21 protein-coding genes are annotated in these 15,399 nt (G+C 55.2%); 9 read left to right on the top strand and 12 right to left on the bottom strand.

Annotated features, from left to right (window positions below; genetic code table 11):
* Positions 1–2: 2 nt before the first annotated feature.
* Complete coding sequence (locus tag MW898_RS12390; RefSeq protein WP_248907712.1) at positions 3–1,295, top strand: RtcB family protein; 1,293 nt, start codon at positions 3–5, stop codon at positions 1,293–1,295.
* A gap of 169 nt (positions 1,296–1,464) precedes the next feature.
* Here the strand turns inward: MW898_RS12390 and MW898_RS12385 are convergent, their stop codons facing one another.
* From MW898_RS12385 to hisC, 9 genes are all read right to left on the bottom strand, one after another.
* Positions 1,465–1,950 (bottom strand): GNAT family N-acetyltransferase, encoded by a 486-nt coding sequence (locus MW898_RS12385; RefSeq protein ID WP_248907710.1) that lies wholly within the window; start codon positions 1,948–1,950, stop codon positions 1,465–1,467.
* A gap of 124 nt (positions 1,951–2,074) precedes the next feature.
* Complete coding sequence (locus MW898_RS12380) at positions 2,075–2,296, bottom strand: DUF8527 family protein (protein ID WP_248907708.1); 222 nt, start codon at positions 2,294–2,296, stop codon at positions 2,075–2,077.
* Positions 2,296–2,670, bottom strand: a complete 375-nt coding sequence (locus tag MW898_RS12375) for a nuclear transport factor 2 family protein (RefSeq protein WP_248907706.1) — start codon at positions 2,668–2,670, stop codon at positions 2,296–2,298. Before MW898_RS12375 ends, MW898_RS12380 begins: the two co-directional genes overlap by 1 nt.
* A gap of 117 nt (positions 2,671–2,787) precedes the next feature.
* On the bottom strand, positions 2,788–3,336 hold the full coding sequence (locus tag MW898_RS12370; RefSeq protein WP_248907704.1) for a hypothetical protein: 549 nt from the start codon (positions 3,334–3,336) through the stop codon (positions 2,788–2,790).
* A gap of 56 nt (positions 3,337–3,392) precedes the next feature.
* Positions 3,393–4,037, bottom strand: a complete 645-nt coding sequence (tpiA, locus tag MW898_RS12365; protein WP_248907695.1) for a triose-phosphate isomerase — start codon at positions 4,035–4,037, stop codon at positions 3,393–3,395.
* Between the two features lie 44 nt (positions 4,038–4,081).
* Entirely contained in the window at positions 4,082–4,612 is a 531-nt protein-coding gene (locus MW898_RS12360; RefSeq protein ID WP_248907693.1) for a multiprotein bridging factor aMBF1, read from the bottom strand.
* Between the two features lie 96 nt (positions 4,613–4,708).
* The gene (locus tag MW898_RS12355; RefSeq protein ID WP_248907684.1) at positions 4,709–5,323 is read right to left on the bottom strand and encodes a CDP-alcohol phosphatidyltransferase family protein; all 615 of its coding nucleotides are present in this window, start codon (positions 5,321–5,323) and stop codon (positions 4,709–4,711) included.
* Positions 5,320–5,829 carry an adenylate kinase family protein gene (locus tag MW898_RS12350; protein WP_248909765.1) on the bottom strand — a complete coding sequence of 170 codons (510 nt, stop codon included), beginning with the start codon at positions 5,827–5,829 and terminating at the stop codon, positions 5,320–5,322. Before MW898_RS12350 ends, MW898_RS12355 begins: the two co-directional genes overlap by 4 nt.
* Entirely contained in the window at positions 5,826–6,893 is a 1,068-nt protein-coding gene (gene hisC / locus MW898_RS12345) for a histidinol-phosphate transaminase (RefSeq protein ID WP_248907676.1), read from the bottom strand. Before hisC ends, MW898_RS12350 begins: the two co-directional genes overlap by 4 nt.
* Positions 6,894–7,111: 218 nt before the next feature.
* Between hisC and MW898_RS12340 the strand changes: the two genes are divergently transcribed.
* Entirely contained in the window at positions 7,112–7,621 is a 510-nt protein-coding gene (locus tag MW898_RS12340) for a hypothetical protein (RefSeq protein WP_248907674.1), read from the top strand.
* Here the strand turns inward: MW898_RS12340 and MW898_RS12335 are convergent.
* Positions 7,596–8,114: a DUF3995 domain-containing protein gene (locus MW898_RS12335; protein ID WP_248907673.1), complete on the bottom strand. Its 519-nt coding sequence runs from the start codon at positions 8,112–8,114 to the stop codon at positions 7,596–7,598. The two genes, MW898_RS12340 and MW898_RS12335, sit on opposite strands and share 26 nt — an antisense overlap.
* A 199-nt stretch (positions 8,115–8,313) precedes the next feature.
* On the opposite strand from MW898_RS12335, the gene MW898_RS12330 reads away from it, so the two are divergent.
* The gene (locus MW898_RS12330) at positions 8,314–8,643 is read left to right on the top strand and encodes a DUF7996 family protein (protein WP_248907671.1); all 330 of its coding nucleotides are present in this window, start codon (positions 8,314–8,316) and stop codon (positions 8,641–8,643) included.
* Positions 8,644–8,725: 82 nt separating this feature from the next.
* Positions 8,726–8,986 (top strand): DUF8006 family protein, encoded by a 261-nt coding sequence (locus tag MW898_RS12325; protein ID WP_248907669.1) that lies wholly within the window; start codon positions 8,726–8,728, stop codon positions 8,984–8,986.
* 97 nt (positions 8,987–9,083) lie between these two features.
* On the opposite strand, the gene ahbB is transcribed toward MW898_RS12325, so the two are convergent.
* Positions 9,084–10,118 carry a siroheme decarboxylase subunit beta gene (gene ahbB, locus MW898_RS12320; RefSeq protein ID WP_248907668.1) on the bottom strand — a complete coding sequence of 345 codons (1,035 nt, stop codon included), beginning with the start codon at positions 10,116–10,118 and terminating at the stop codon, positions 9,084–9,086.
* 262 nt (positions 10,119–10,380) lie between these two features.
* Here ahbB and MW898_RS12315 point away from each other — a divergent pair, with 262 nt between their 5' ends.
* Entirely contained in the window at positions 10,381–10,899 is a 519-nt protein-coding gene (locus MW898_RS12315) for a PH domain-containing protein (protein ID WP_248907666.1), read from the top strand.
* A 147-nt stretch (positions 10,900–11,046) separates the two neighbouring features.
* On the opposite strand, the gene MW898_RS12310 is transcribed toward MW898_RS12315, so the two are convergent.
* Entirely contained in the window at positions 11,047–11,892 is an 846-nt protein-coding gene (locus MW898_RS12310) for an MOSC domain-containing protein (RefSeq protein ID WP_248907664.1), read from the bottom strand.
* A gap of 198 nt (positions 11,893–12,090) precedes the next feature.
* Between MW898_RS12310 and MW898_RS12305 the strand changes: the two genes are divergently transcribed.
* The 4 genes from MW898_RS12305 (at position 12,091) to MW898_RS12290 (ending at position 15,342) form a co-directional block, all read left to right on the top strand.
* Positions 12,091–13,014 carry an ABC transporter ATP-binding protein gene (locus MW898_RS12305; RefSeq protein ID WP_248907662.1) on the top strand — a complete coding sequence of 308 codons (924 nt, stop codon included), beginning with the start codon at positions 12,091–12,093 and terminating at the stop codon, positions 13,012–13,014.
* Positions 13,011–13,862 (top strand): ABC transporter permease, encoded by an 852-nt coding sequence (locus MW898_RS12300; RefSeq protein ID WP_248907660.1) that lies wholly within the window; start codon positions 13,011–13,013, stop codon positions 13,860–13,862. The genes MW898_RS12305 and MW898_RS12300 overlap by 4 nt, the downstream gene beginning before the upstream one ends.
* A 106-nt stretch (positions 13,863–13,968) precedes the next feature.
* Positions 13,969–15,033: an anthranilate phosphoribosyltransferase gene (locus MW898_RS12295; protein WP_248907658.1), complete on the top strand. Its 1,065-nt coding sequence runs from the start codon at positions 13,969–13,971 to the stop codon at positions 15,031–15,033.
* 63 nt (positions 15,034–15,096) lie between these two features.
* Positions 15,097–15,342 carry a hypothetical protein gene (locus tag MW898_RS12290; protein WP_248907656.1) on the top strand — a complete coding sequence of 82 codons (246 nt, stop codon included), beginning with the start codon at positions 15,097–15,099 and terminating at the stop codon, positions 15,340–15,342.
* Positions 15,343–15,399: the final 57 nt, after the last annotated feature.

Raw genomic sequence — 15,399 nt, 5'->3', positions numbered from 1 at the left:
GTATGATTGATATCGAGGGCGAACACACGACGGCCCGTGTGTTTCTCGAAGCGGACCAGCTCGGGGAGTCAGCCCACGAGCAGCTTCAGACACTCGTCGATCACCCTGCGTTCCAAAATTCGGTTCGGGTGATGAGCGACGCTCACTGGGGAAAAGGCAGCGTTATCGGATTCACGATGGCGCTCGGCGACCGCGTCGTTCCGAACACCATCGGTGTCGATATCGGCTGTGGACTCTTCGCGGTGAACATCGGTTCCGACATTTCGCTTTCCGGCACTGAACTGGACGAAGCGATTCGTTCTCGTGTGCCGATGGGCTCGTCAGTCCGGTCGAACAGCGAGTACAGTATCACGGAATTTCCGTGGGACAGAGCGACCGAGACGGTCGAACGCTTCGAGCAGCGATACGGTCGGGAGATCGCGTTCGATGGCTACGACACGGAGTATTTCACCGATCTCTGTCGGCGCGTTGGCGTTAGTGAGAAACGAGCAATCAACAGCATTGGAACGCTCGGCGGCGGCAATCACTTCATCGAGTTTGGGCGGAGCGAGCGGACAGGCGACCTCTGGCTCGTTGTTCATAGCGGGAGCCGTGGTCTCGGGTACAACACCGCTAACTACTGGCAAGAACGCGCCACCGAACACATGGACACGCGCGGTGTCGACGTCGAAGCCGAAATCGAACGCATCCGCGAGGAGTACGACGGTGAAGAGATCGGACGCCGTATCGACGAACTGAACGAGCGACTCACGGATCGAGATCGGAACGAGACCCTCGATTATCTCGAAGGCGAAGAAGCACACGGCTATTTCATCGATATGATCTTCGCACAGCAGTACGCCTCGGAAAACAGACGAGAGATGGCTCGTGAGATCTGCTCTCTCCTCGGGACTGAGCCAAACGATGAAATCGAATCCGTCCACAACTACATCGATTTCAGAGATCTGGTGATTCGGAAAGGGGCGACCCGCGCCTACGAGGACGAGCGGATCATCGTTCCATTCAATATGCGCGATGGAACGCTCATCTGTGAAGGTAAGTCCAATCCTGAATGGAACTTCTCAGCCCCCCACGGAGCAGGACGAGTGATGAGCCGACGGAAAGCGTTCCGAGAACTCGATCTCGATACGTTCCGCGAGCAGATGTCAGACATCTTCTCGACCTCCGTGAACGGAGAGACGCTGGACGAAGCCCCCCAAGCGTACAAGAATGCCGCGCTCATCGAACAGGCGATTGAACCGACAGCCAGAATCGTCGACCGGCTTGAGGTAGTTCACAACATAAAGGCGTCGTAAAGATCGCGGGACGTTGAGACTCCAAGAACGACATCCTCGGAAATTTGACATCTATGTCCTCATATGAGTGCAGACATTAAACAGACGAGGCTACCGTCTACCGATCTTCAATTCTCTCAGCAAGAACTTGTCGTCAAATCGACTGTTGGGGTGGGTCAGTGAGTATGCGTTAGAGCAACTTCTCCATCCAGATAAAATCCACGTCAATGTCGTTGGTTGTCTGTGTAGTCACCCTCTCGATTGCATCGTATCCATGCTTTTTGTAGAATCCGGTCGCATTGAGTACGGCACGCAACCGAGCCACTTCGAAACCATAGCTCCGAAGTCGCTGCTCGAAGTGACTCAGGATCGATGAACCGATACCTTCCCCATCTCGCTGCGGATCTACGAAAAGTGCCTCGATCTCACCAGTTTCCACGTCAAGTTCACCAAAGCCAACCACTCGATCGTCAGACTCTGCGACGACGAGTTCCGTCGAAGATTCCTCAATGGCATTCACATATCTATCAGTTCCATCTGTCTTCGCTGCCCACGCTGCCACCTGTTTGTCTGAGTATTCAGACGGTCCGTGAGCGATGATAGCAGCAACGTGAATGACTAACATTGTCTCCGTATCGGCTATTGCTGCAGTGCGAATCGCATGACTAGAGGGCATATTCCATTTTCAGATGATATAATCATATAGTCTATTATCTATGCCAAAGTACAATCATTTTGGGTCAAATGGTTCGTGTAGAATAGAAATATAACCGAAGGCTGTGTCTCGGGATAGATTCTCATCATCTTCCACTCGTCCGATCGTTTCCATTCTTATTCCCCGGAAAGACGATCCAGACGAGGACCACTCCAACTCCGAGTCCCAAAACGACGACCAGCGCGCTTTCGAGGAGTGTCGCATCCCCAACACGGGTGATGAGCCCGGCAGAGACGCCGACGAGGACGACGAAAAAGAGCTTCAGCCGGGAACCAAAATGGCCAGCATCGCTGGTTGGACTGACCATCAGAGGTCCCTCGGGGTACTGACGTGCATCTCGACGAAGTGCCACGCATCATTGTGTCGTTCGAGTGTTCCGCTCCAGCGACTGTCGAACTCATAGCGGATCTGTCGATCAGTGTCTGTCCACGCCATGAAGACATCATCAGAAAACCACGCGTACGCCTCGCGCTCGACCACGTGGAGGGCTTTGCTATCGATCTGCCAGTTGTTGGTCGTCCGAGTCTGCTCTTTGAGTCCCGCTGCAACTTCTTCAAATCCTGTGAGACGCTCTGAGATGCCGAATTTAACGATAGCTTCGGTTTCGGCGAAGTAAGGGGGCAGTGACTCGCCGCGGCGAAGGGTTTCGTAGTACGAACGGACGGTTTCCTCAGCGTCCATGTCGAATAGACACTCGGCTGATTGATAGGCTTACCTACTCCAATAAAAGACTTCACGGTACGCGGCTGTCACCGGAATACACAGCGTTGTGCCCTCTCTACTAGCTCTCTCGCGATATTATTGGAAGCCGCGATCGACGCCATCATCGCCGATGATGTCCTTGAAGTCGCGTTCGAGGAGCTCTTCTGCCTCTTCGAACGTGTGTCCGAGTTCGTCGAGCTGTTCCGGTCGGTCGTACTGGTCGTACTCTATCGGCCCGTAGGCAGGACTGTCTAATGCGCCCATCACGTCTTCGAACAGCGCATCAGGCGTTGTCGGCGCGTCGGCGTGGGTCTTGATCACCTCTTCGAGCTCGGTGGCCGTCTGTTCGGCCTGTGATTCGTCCTCAATAGGTGATTGAACACCGAACCGCCCAGTATCCGTGGTCGGAAAGAGTGGATCGAGATCATCATCGATTCGCCGGGCGACTCGTCCACCGACACCCTTGACTTCGAATGGATTTTTCGCGTACGTCTTGAGATGGAAGACTCCCGCATCGGGATGGCCAAGGTACATATCCTCGCCAACACCGCGCTGACGATTGCCCGCCACAGCGCGCCAGTCGTCGGGGGTCGCGCTCGACTCCACGACGTCGGTCAGTATGTCCTGCCAGTCACGAATACGCATTATCTACCCATTAGAACGAACCCCAAAAGAGCCTGTCGGCTCGAATATATGAGTGGTTACTCGTTCGTTACGAGATCCGTGAGCACTGCGCGTGGGTCATCCACCTTTGCGACACCGCTGGCGAGCAGTACGCCTTCGCTTCCGAGTTCGACAGCCGCATCGACATCGTCGCCAGTCGAGATACCTGCACCACAGAGGACTGGTACCGACTCGTCGACGCCGTTCGCCGTGCGTACCGCTTCACTGACAATGTCTGGATCAGCGTGGCTGACTGGTGTGCCCGTTCCGATGAGTTCCGGTGGTTCGACAGCAACCATCTCTGGTGAGAGCGCTGTGACAGCTCCAATCTGTGCCGGATTATTCGCGCACACGACCGTTTCGAGACCAGCTCGCTTGGCCGCGTGGATTCCACCATCGATATCCGCAAGCTTCAGCCGTCGCTCGGAGTGGTTGAGCAACGTCCCAACCGCACCCGCGTCCGCGACGGATTCGGCGAGCGACTGTCCCGTGTGGCTACCGTGTTCGATGGAATCAACGTGCTGTGCCCATGTTTCAACGCCTGTCGATGCAACCCGCTCGATATGCGCGGTCTGTGGAGCGACTGCAATGCGTGCATCCACGTCGTCGGCTACGTCGGCTGCGGCGGACGCGATCTCGACCGGATCGCACGCATAGGATTTGAGATTGACGACAACGAACATACTGAAAGGCCCACACCGAAGCTGATATAGCTTTTCACCCTCGCTCAGTCTTTTCGCCGGACCACGTCTCCGAGCGTGTAGCTCCCTGTCGATGAGCCACCCTCCCACTCGCTGTCGTCCATGTCGGCGGATTCAGCGAGCGAGATGTCAAGCTTCCGTTCGAGCTTCGTCTGTATGTTGTCGCTCGGAAGGACATCACCATGCTCAAGTTTTCGAATCAGACTCGCTTTCTCGTTGAGCTGCTTGGCCAACTCCTCTTGCGAGAGGCCGGATGCTTCACGAGCGCTCCGAATGCGTTCGTGATAGTCCTGTGCAATTTCCTCCATCTCATCGAACATATCACGCCGTGATCCGCTTGATGTGGAAGCGGAAGATGAAGATGAAGAACTCCCCGAGGATGTTGAGCCTTCCGAACTACTACCTGTCGAGTACTTCGTGGACGTGCTAGAGGGTGACTCTGTACGGATCTCAGTTCCAAAATCCGCACACTCATCACAAACATCGATCTCCGCTCCCTCGATACGTACTGCCTTCAGGGAGGGAACCTCCTTACCGCACATCTCACATTGAGGCATGACCAAAGCTTTGCCACGGGGGGGTATAAATGATACGCCGCCTACTGCATCGATACATCGAAATATCGCCACACGCCTTGCAGTTTTCGCGTCTTGTCAGTTCGTATCGAGCGCGCGCAGTGCGTGGTAGAACCGTTGTATTGCTGTCAGGTGGCCAACGATGGCAAACAGAACGAGCAGCCAGCCAATAATGGTTATCCCATAAACACGACCGTGAACGAATGCGGCGAGGACGCCACCGATTCCAATGAGTGCGAGTCGGTCTGCACGCCCCACGAGACCACCGTAGACACGATCGAGACCGACTGCTTGCGCTTGTGTCCCGAGATACGAGGTCATCAACACGCCTGTGACCGCCGCGAGTCCGATTCCGTAGCGCTCGACGCCCGCCGCGAGTCCGACGATGACGACGATATCGGCGTATCGATCGAGGACGTGATCTATGAGATCACCGGCCGATGAGGTGGTGTCGAGTCGACGCGCGATTGCTCCATCGAGCAGATCGAACCAGCCATTGAGGAACACGAGTACAGCACCGAAGAGATAGAGTGACGGCTCATCTCCCGCAAGCGCGAACGCGAGCCCCGCAGCGACCGCGAGTCCGACCGCAGCGATACTCACCGTGTTCGGCGTCAGTCCCGCACGGACCGAGAGGTCGACGAAGGGATTCAGAACGCGCGCCGCAATGGGTCGAAAACGATCGAGCGTCATAGGAAATCGACGAAGTTCACCTCTCCGACGCTCGGTTCGCGCTCACCCAAAATAACATGTTTGATCTCGTGGGCGACGGCTGCTGGGTTCTGATCTGTCGTGTCGATTTCGTAGGTGTGATCCTCACCGTGCTGATCGACCGTCTCTGCGAGAATCACATCGAGTGCCTCTGCCTCCGCGTTTTCGTGTGCCTTCGCGTCGGGTTCTCCACGCTCTTGGAGTCGTTCTTGCATTATTTCGGGATGACAGCGCAAGACGACGACGCGGTCAGCATCGAAGTGGTGAGCGAGGTGCGATTCGACGACCAACGGGCTCGTCGTCTGTTCGTCGAGCCAGTCTTCGATCCCATCGAAATCGGCGACAAGGCTGTCTCGTTCGCTGTCCCGCTCCGTATACAAGCCTTCCTCGCGGATCACATCGTTGAGGTGGATGACTGTCTCTCCTGTAAGCCGTTCTGTCGCCGTCGTCTTTCCCGTTCCTGGGGTGCCGGTGACAGCGACTCTCATATGCATTCGTTTATAACTTCGACAGCGCGTTTTGTCTGTTCTCGTGTCCCACACGTGATCCGAACGCACTCGGGGAGTCCAAAGCTCGTACAATCACGAATAATCACACCGTGTTCCTGACTCGCTGTTGCAACCGCATCCGCATCACCTACTTCGACGAGAATGAAATTACCCGCACTCGGCCACGTGCGTGCGTCAATCTGCTCGTGCATGTACGCACGCGACCACGCAACCAACTTACTAGTTTCTTCGAGGTGTGCGTCGTCACCGAGCGCTGCTTTCCCGGCCCGGCAGGCGATCTCGCTCGCCGCAAACGGCGTGTTCACGCGAGCGTAGGCATCTGTCCACGACGTGGGCGCGACCAGATAGCCCAGCCGTAGTCCTGCTAGCCCGTACGCTTTCGAAAATGTGCGGAGCACAGCAATGTCATCGCGCTCTGAAAGCAGCTCGATCGCGCTCGGTGAGTCGGAGAACTCGCCGTACGCCTCATCGACGAGGACAAGCGTCGAATCGTCGGTTCGATCAGCGAGCGTGAGCAGTTCCTCGCGTGGAAGTTCACGTCCCGAAGGGTTGTGCGGACTGGTAACGCAGACGATCCGATCGCCGTCGTAGCTCTCAAGAATGTTCTCTGCGGTCTGTTCGAAGTCATCACTCTTCCGGAGTGGGTACGTTGCGACAGTGCCGTGGTGATAGCGGGCACTCATCGCGTAGTAGGCGAAACCGGGATCGGAAACGAGTACCTGATCTCCCGGTTCCAAAAACGCGCGGGCGAGATAATCGAGCGCACCATCCCCGCCGTTGGCGAGCCACACCTGTCTCGGTTCGACATCCCACTCCCGAGCAATTGCCTCAATGAGGTCAGAATGGGCAGTTTTCGGGTAGGTGTGGACGTGATCTGCGCATTCGTGAATTGCATCAGTCGCTGCCGGACTCGGCCCGAGTGGATTCTCGTTCGAGGAGAGCTTAATTAGCTCGTCGGGATCCATCCCAAGCTCGCGGGCGACTTCCTCGATTCCACGTCCGGCCCGGTATACGCTGTGGGCAGAGAGCTCCCGTGGTTGCATTGTGTTGTATATCTGAACGTGTAGACAGAGCGGCTTAAGCGTGCTCGTATTCCCACAGCTGCTCGAATCTGATGATGACGCTGAGTGTATGAACAGCACCGTTGAAACCGCCGTGGACAGCAGCACCGGTTGGATGCCACTATCCGCCACTGATAGCTACAGACAGCGACGCTGCCATTTTCAACAAGACTTATGATAAAATAGAAGTTATCTCATGTGTGAATAACAAACGTATCGCTGTCCTCGCAAGTGTAATCGGAGTCCTCAGTCTCGTCGTTCAGTACGTTCCACAAATTTTCATGAACAGATGGATTGGTAACGGTTCTCCAAGTTGGCTTCCGACGTTCGGCACATTGGGACAGACAGCCCTGGTGTACACCAACGGAACGAAGGTTATCGGACTGCTCTTCATGATGGTCCTCGCGGTCGGATTCGGCTATTACGTTGGACAACGAATAGCGCTTAGACGTGAGTATCAGCGGTTTCTCGGTGCAGTTGCTGCTGGGACGCTGATTCCTTTCGTTATTGCCTATGGAGTGACAGTACTCTATGAGCTGTTCAGTGGTGGAGCGCTCGGTGTGGAAACTGTTTTCTTCCCACTTGTCTCCTTGCTGGGGCTGTTCGTCCCGGTTTCACTCGTCGTTACCGTCGCTGCGTTCGCTGGAGCAGCATTTGCTCACATCCCGAAGACCGAATCCGATCTCACGTCGTCTCAGCACGCCACGTAGACGCCCGACGCTGATAGTTCCAACTCGCCACACAGAAGGCGATCCCACCGAGTACAAACCACGGTCCCCACACGAACGTCTGCCAATGAACCGCTGTCCACGCCGTGAGTGTAGGGACGCTGATGACGCCAGTCTTCGTCAGCGCGCCCTGAATCACGAAATCGACACCGTGGAGAAGCAACAGGGCGCTCACCCCCCACGCGGCAGTGAGCAACAGCATGCGAGGAACTCGCTGCCCCCACGGCCGAACAAGCGCGAGCGCGAGCAGACCGCCGATGACTTTCAGAAGACCGGTGAGCCAAAGAACCAACGTAAACCACGACTCGCCTGCACGCTCCTGCCCGAGTGAGACTGTCTGAAGACCGGCGGTTCCGCCGAGTGCCCAGTAGAAGCTCATCGCGGCGAACACGAGCATCCACGCACAGGCCGCATAGCCCGCCCACACTGGCGACCATGTCCGTCTATCGAATGCTGCTTCCCGTGACGAAGGCATGAAATTAACACGACTTGTTGTGTGAAAGCGTTACTGCTTCACTCGCAACAGAAGACAGTACAACCACACTGGTATTCTGGACGGTAACGAGTGAGGAAGCGTCTAAACTGGACGATGTAGGCGCTCTTCTCGAAGAACTGGCCGATACAGAACGATCTCCAACCGAGGGGTTCACACTCCCGGAGAGTGAACGGCGAATATGGGACAATCGAACGGGGACAGGGACATGGACACCGACACTACTGTCGATCTCGACGATAGTGCAGACACAGGCTCCGATATCGACACTACTGGTGATACTGACTCTGAAACCACTACTGATGAATCGGGTGGTCTTTCGAGGATGTTCGTGGTCGGTGGAGCCATCGCTGCGATCGGGATCGTCATGTCGGGCTTGATGGTGTACCTGCTCGATCGAATCGGACCGCCCGGATCCGGAGAACTCATGTGGATTTTCGGGTACGGACTCACAATATTCGCGCTGTGGTATCTGTTGCTACGACCGATCGATTTCTCAAGTCGGTACTAACGTGTGAGTGTGCGTTGGTATCTCATTCTTGCGCCGAGTAACGGAACCTTGAAATCCGCACCGTCGTGAATGGGATGTAAGGATGTTCGCGCTCCCACTACAGGTAATCGACAATTTCCTGCTCCAGTACAATATCGGTCAGGTGCTTGTGCTCGTGTTCGTACTCGGACTGCTCGGTACCCTTCCGCTCCGGAGCAAGACCATCACTGGACTTCACGTCGTCACATTCGGTCTCCTCTTTATGAGCTTGCCGCTCAGCTTGATGGGTAACGACGTCACCTACAAGTTCGTTGGTATTGGGCTCGTCTTTGTCGGTCCGATGCTCGTCATTATCGGGCGATGAGGCACGTAAAACAATAGTACAGCGCGATACGACACGGCTTATGGGCGTCTCTTACTTTCAATCCGTCTCTATCTGAGAAGCGTGTCTTTTTGAGAATTTACGTGCTGACGAGATCTTCGTAGCGCGCGCCGGTTTGTTTCAGCGTTTCAGTCGAGTAGAGACGCTCGTGTGGATAGGGGAGATGTTCGCGTGCAAGCTCGTCAACGGTCTCATCGACAGCATCGGCATCTCGCCCGTGAATCATCGTAAAGAGCGTGTATGACCAACCCAGTTCTGGTCGCCGTGGCCGATGATAGCACAGCGTCACGTACGGAATTTCCCCGACGCGTTCGCCGCGGGCATCGAGTTCTGTTTCAGGTATATCCCAGACGACCATACAGTTGTTATCGAAACCGGTGACGACGTGATTGACGACACAGCCAATGCGCTTGATACAGCCCCTATCGAGCAGACGATCGATGGCGGTTGTGACTGTCTCGGTGTCTGCATTGATCGCGTTTGCGACGTCTTGATACGGTGTCAAAGAAAGCGGGAGTCCGTCTTGTATTGCGAGCAGGAGCCGCCGATCGAGATCTGAGAGATCTGCAGTCGCCGCTTCACTGATTCGTGTGGCGTCTACTGTCGTCTCCGTGTGGTTCTCGCGTGCGAACCGATCTGAGTTTACAACGGGAAATTCGAGATTAATGTAGTAATCGGTCAGCATCGGGAGATTGAGCACGCTGCCTGTTAGCTGTTCGATCTCTCCGAGGATACGATCGCGTGTCTTGCGAGTCCCTGCGGTAACAACGAACCACATATTCCACTCGTGGTCTCGTCGGTAGTTGTGGTTCACCTGCTGGTAGTCGTTGATCGCCACAGCAATTTCGTCGAACTGTTCTTCGGGGGCTTTCACCGCTGCGAGCGTCGAACTTCCGATAACCGGAGGATTCAACACCGCACCAAATCGACGAAAAATGCCTTGATTACGGAGGCGTTCAATCCGAGACAACGCCTCGGCTTCGGTCACGCCGAGCGCAGCCCCGACCGCACGAAACGGTCGACGCTCGACTGGGATACCGCTCTGGAACCCATCGATGAGTTCGGCGTCGACCTCGTCGAGGGTCTTTCGCCAATCATCCTCCAGTACGCTCATTGTTATTCGTAGTACGGTCGGCGTTTACCGTCTGTCGGTTTCAGACGAACGTATCTGTTCGTAGAATGTGGCGTGTCTACCCATCTCTGCTGCTGTGGCTCATATTATGACACACTATTGCTTCTGAAATTGTGTTATAGTATTGTCAACAATGCGTTCAATCAGTATTTTTGTAAACAGCCTTCCCGACAGGAGATCAAAAACATAGCTTGGTCTTCTGCTAAGGGATACTGACAAGTTCCTGCGTAACATATCCCAGCATATGCCGGGAAACGTAGATGTGCCTTCGTGGGTCACCTTGACTGCTGACGAGCAACTCATTTGGAGCGATCATCCGAGTCTGCGGTCAGCTTGGGGGACAGTCGTCACTGGACTCATCGTCATCGGACTCGGTCTTGGAGGGATCATACTATCCAGTGATGTGCTACGAATCATCTCGATCGCTCCCGTGGGGATCGGTTTTGTGATGATCGCAATAACGTACTTTCGTCACCAGAGCATTCAGTATGTGCTTACAAGCGAGGAGGTGTACAAAAAGACGGGGATCCTCTCGCGGAATGTGATCAACATCCGACTCGATCGAATCCAGAACACTTCCTATTCTCAATCACTTCCCGAGCGCTTCCTATCGTACGGCAGCATTCGGGTCGATACGGCCGGAACTGGCGGGACCGATCTCACACTCGTCAACGTGCCGAATCCTGAGCACGTGAACGGGCTTATCACGGAACAACTCGATTCGGTTGGCGCACAACCAGAGGAGCAGGCACAAAACGCGTAGTACCCGTCGATCGAGTGATTCATTCAATTTGTGACCTTTGAGGGTCGATTTCGCTTTTCAATCAAGGAGCTCAGCAGGAGTATGTCAAAAATATTTAACGTTTCCCAGTCGTTCTTTTGTAGCCGTCGTGAATCGATCGGATACGACTTAGGAGGAGTATGAGTGCGTTCCGATGATCTCGACGGAGTCTCCCACTCGCAGCGTTTTCCCCCAATCACGTGTCGGGATGTTCGTTACTGTCATCAGTCGAAAATCACTGTCGAAGCGGTCACTGTCAAGCCACTCGGGCCGAGTTTCTCTGCGCTTTTCTATGAACGTCTGCCGAACGTCGTCGTTCTTTTCTCCGGTGTCGGGATCGCGTAGCGGAACAACACACCGTTTGCACGGTTCGACGCCTTCGAATCGCACATCACCGACGCGAAAGGCAACAGCCTCACCGTGGTCGGCAACAAGCCGGTCCTCCCAGAATGGGGGGACGCCCCCAATTTCGAGATTTGCGCGAAACCGACGACGAATGCTGTCTATCTCGATCTCCGGAAACCACGAAGCGACTTCACGGAGCGTCGCAGTGCTGATGACCGACGGTCCCGAGATGTCGCGTTTGCGGAGATCGTGATGGCCACTCGCATCCCGACGAACACTCACTGGTCGACCGAAGTAGTCGGTCAGCCACGCATTCAGCTCCGTTCTGTCGTCGAGATCGAACGTGTGCGCGTCTGTCTCATCCTGAATTCGAATCATGAGAGTGCGCGCTTCTGGGTCGAACGTCGAACGCAGTCGGTGAACCGCAGCAGTCCGCTTTCCGTTGATGTAATCGCCGTTTCCGGAGACGGATGCAGTGTCCGGGTCGTAGGATTCGTCCGCCGATCGGTCAAGGATAGCGTACTCACGATCGTCTTCGATCACTCCCCCGTCGGTGATCTGTCCCGTTTCCCTGTCGAACGGATCGAGAGCTTTGATCGGATACGTCGTGATGCGTCGAAGCTCGGCCATGATCGAGTTGAGCTTCTCCGCCGTCTCTCGTATCGCTTACGGCTGTTCGACTACGAGTAGCATTTCGAAATCGATCGGATGGCACACATGAGCGTCTCTGGATGCTGTTGATAGCTCTTTGGCTATTCAGACTTCATTGAATTCTTTGATTTACGATAGATTTTAAACCATTACGATACACTCGGGAGGTGTGTTAATATGAGTGTAATAAGAACGAATCGGCTAAAGAAACGATTTGGAGATCTGACAGCGGTCCACGACGTGAACCTAGAGGTCAACGAAGGTGAAGTATTCGGCTTTCTCGGTCCGAATGGAGCAGGGAAGTCTACTACCATCAATATGCTCCTCGACTTTATTCGACCCACTTCAGGCGAGATATCGATTCTCGGGCATGAGCCTCACAGCGAGCCACGTCTTGTTCGTGAGCATATCGGCATCCTTCCGGAAGGCTATCATCTCTATGACCGGCTGACCGCCCGTAAACACATCCAATTCGCGGTAGAATTGGAAGATAGTAGCGACGACCCGGACACAGTTCTGAAGCGAGTCGGGCTCACCGACAGCGAGAATCAGACAGTCGGTGAGTTCTCGAAAGGAATGCGCCAGCGCCTTGCACTGGGAATGGCACTCGTTGGCCAGCCCGATCTGCTCATCCTCGATGAGCCGTCCAGTGGCCTTGATCCGAACGGTGCTCGGCTGATGCGCCAGATTGTCCGCGAGGAGACAGACCGTGGCACGACCGTATTCTTCTCCAGCCATATTTTGGAGCAGGTTGAGGCAGTCTGCGATCGCGTCGGTATCATGAACGAAGGTACTCTCGTCGCTGTCGATACAGTTGATGAACTGTGTGCAGCATCCGGGACGACATCTACTCTTGTTATCTCCGTTGACGAAGTACCTGATACGTCTAATATTAGGGGTATCGATGACGTTACTGATGTAACAATTAACGGCACAACGCTCCGTATCGGATGTTCGAATTCTAAGATTAAGGCAACGGTCATCTCGGAGATTGAGCGAGCAGGAGCGTCAGTGATCGATATCGATGTCGAACGAACCGCTCTGGAGGATATCTTCGTCGAGCATACGAACAAAACTGGTGCGAGAGAGGGCAAACCATGACAGCGACGCCGATGCTAACTATCGCGAAAAAAGAGTTCGAGGACGCTGCCCGCTCGAAGCTCCTCTGGGGTCTCACATTGGTGTTACTCGTTGTGACCGTTCCGAGTTTCTACGGCTTGACGGATAGCCCGATCCTCGACAACGCTACCGACGCCATTGCGTTCTTTCCGCTTGTCTTCCAGAATTTCATCGCACCGCTGACCATAATCGCTGCATATCGAGCAGTTGTCGGGGAGCGCGAGTCGGGAAGTCTTCGAGTGTTGTTCGGTCATCCGATCGTCCGGCGAGATGTCATCGTCGGCAAACTACTCGGACGAGTGGCGCTCGTTGCGGCCGTGCTCTCTATCGGGTTGCTTGCACTCGGTGCTGTCGTTGCCATCGCTTACGGGACGCTCCCCCTCGTCGTGTTCGTCGTGATGGTGAGTTACGTCCTATTCTATGGAACAGTGTGGACTGCGGTGACGGTCGGGGTCTCGGCGGCGGTCACCTCGCGGTTGCAAGCAATTGCCAGTCTGTTGGGTCTGTTTATGATCCTTGGTCCATTCGGAATCTGGAGAAGCGTCGCGCTGCCGCTGGCGGCGCTGATATCTACAGGAAGTGCCTCAACCGCGGGGATCGATCCACTCGACCCAAACACGTGGTCAACGTGGTACCTCTACGCCCAGCGAGTCAATCCGATGGATAACTTCGTACAGAACAGCGAGTTCGTCGCCAGTCTGGCCGATTCATCGATCGGGTATCCCGGAAACCTAACGGTTCAACTGTTTGGAATCTTTGTGCTGCTATTTTGGGCAATGGTACCGCTCGCAATGGGCTACTGGCGGTTCGAACGCACTGATCTCGTCTGATCCACAGTCGTAGATTTTGCTCGTAACCTCACTTTGCACCCGAGACTATCCACAACGTTTCGGGACGAACGGGACGTTTTTAGCACGGTAGGCCCGAATTCTGGACATGGTCGAGACAGCACAGACATTCGGTGAGTGGCCGCTGAAGCGACTCATGACCGAGGTCGTCGGATCGGGACACAAGTCCGCGGACGATATGACCCGTGAACAGGCAATGGAGGCGTTCCAACGCATCCTTGCGGGTGCCCCAGACCCAACGACACTCGGGGCGTTCTGGCTAGCGAACCGGTGGAAGCGCAACACACCGGAAGAACTCGCCGCGTATATCGACGTGATGGCGGAGGAATCGGTTGAGTTCGCTTCCCCCGACTGTGATCCCGTCGATTGTGGCGCGAACTACGACGGAAAGAGTCGATCTGCGCTTCTCGGTGTCGGTGCCGGTGTTGTTGCCGCTGCCGCAGGGACGCCCGTTGTCGCTCACAGCGGCGATCACGTTCCAACACAAAAGTCGTGGGCGTACAAACACGTGCTCGATGAACTCGGCGTTCGGACTGATCTCGCTCCAGAGGAGAGCGCAGCTATGACCGACGAGATTGGATTCGGGTTCTACTACCAACCGAACGTCAACCCGGCTGTCCACGATCTCTTCGACCGTCGTGATCAGATGGGCGTCCGGACGTTCGTTAACACGATCGAGACGCTCGCGAACCCCGCAGACGCAACCGTTCACCTCGGGAGCTTCTATCACCTCCCCTACGCCAAGCGCATCATCGATACGTTCGCGGAGAGCGAACGTTATGACATCCGACGAGTCGTCATGTTCCAAGGAATGGAGGGCTACGACGACGTCCGACCCGGATCGACGAAGGTGGCCGTTTCGACCGACGGCGACCTCGATGACTTCGAGATCGAAACCGCAGAGTACGGGATGGACATGACGAGCGATGATCTCGCTGTCGAGGACGTTCCCACAGCCTCGGCACAGATCACCCGAGAGGTTCTGACTGGTGACCGTGAGGACAGCTTTGCTGATGCGATCGCGCTCAATGCTGCACTCCGCATCTACGCCCGCGAAGACGCAGCAACGATTGAGGACGGGTTAGCACTGGCGCGTGATGCTATCGACGACGGACGCGCAGCCGAGACGCTCGAAGCACTCGAAGCATTCTGAACTGCGCAACGAACCTCACGCGGACCCAGAAAAAATATATTCGAAAGCACGTATTGAAAATATATGGTCCTCTCGACACTCACTACCCTCCTTTTGCGCGATGAAGCGTTCTGGATCGCATTCGCGTTGTGGTTCGCTGGCACTCTCACTTCTGAGATTGTTCTGATCAGAATCGCCGAACTGGATCTTGTCGTCAATCTCGTCGAGCTCGGCAGTCTGCTCATCATGATTCGAATTCTCGTCGCTATCGTAGTCATTCTCTACAACAACGTGCGATACGGATACGAAGAAGCACTCACGGGGAGCTGAGTGCTCATCAACCGTGTAACCCATCAATCGAACCACAGACCGCTGATCGGCACCCTT

Source organism: Halocatena marina (assembly GCF_023276375.1).
GTDB lineage: Archaea > Halobacteriota > Halobacteria > Halobacteriales > Haloarculaceae > Halocatena > Halocatena marina.
The sequence above is the reverse complement of the archived record's forward strand: the minus strand, read 5'-3'. Positions and strand labels throughout refer to the sequence as shown.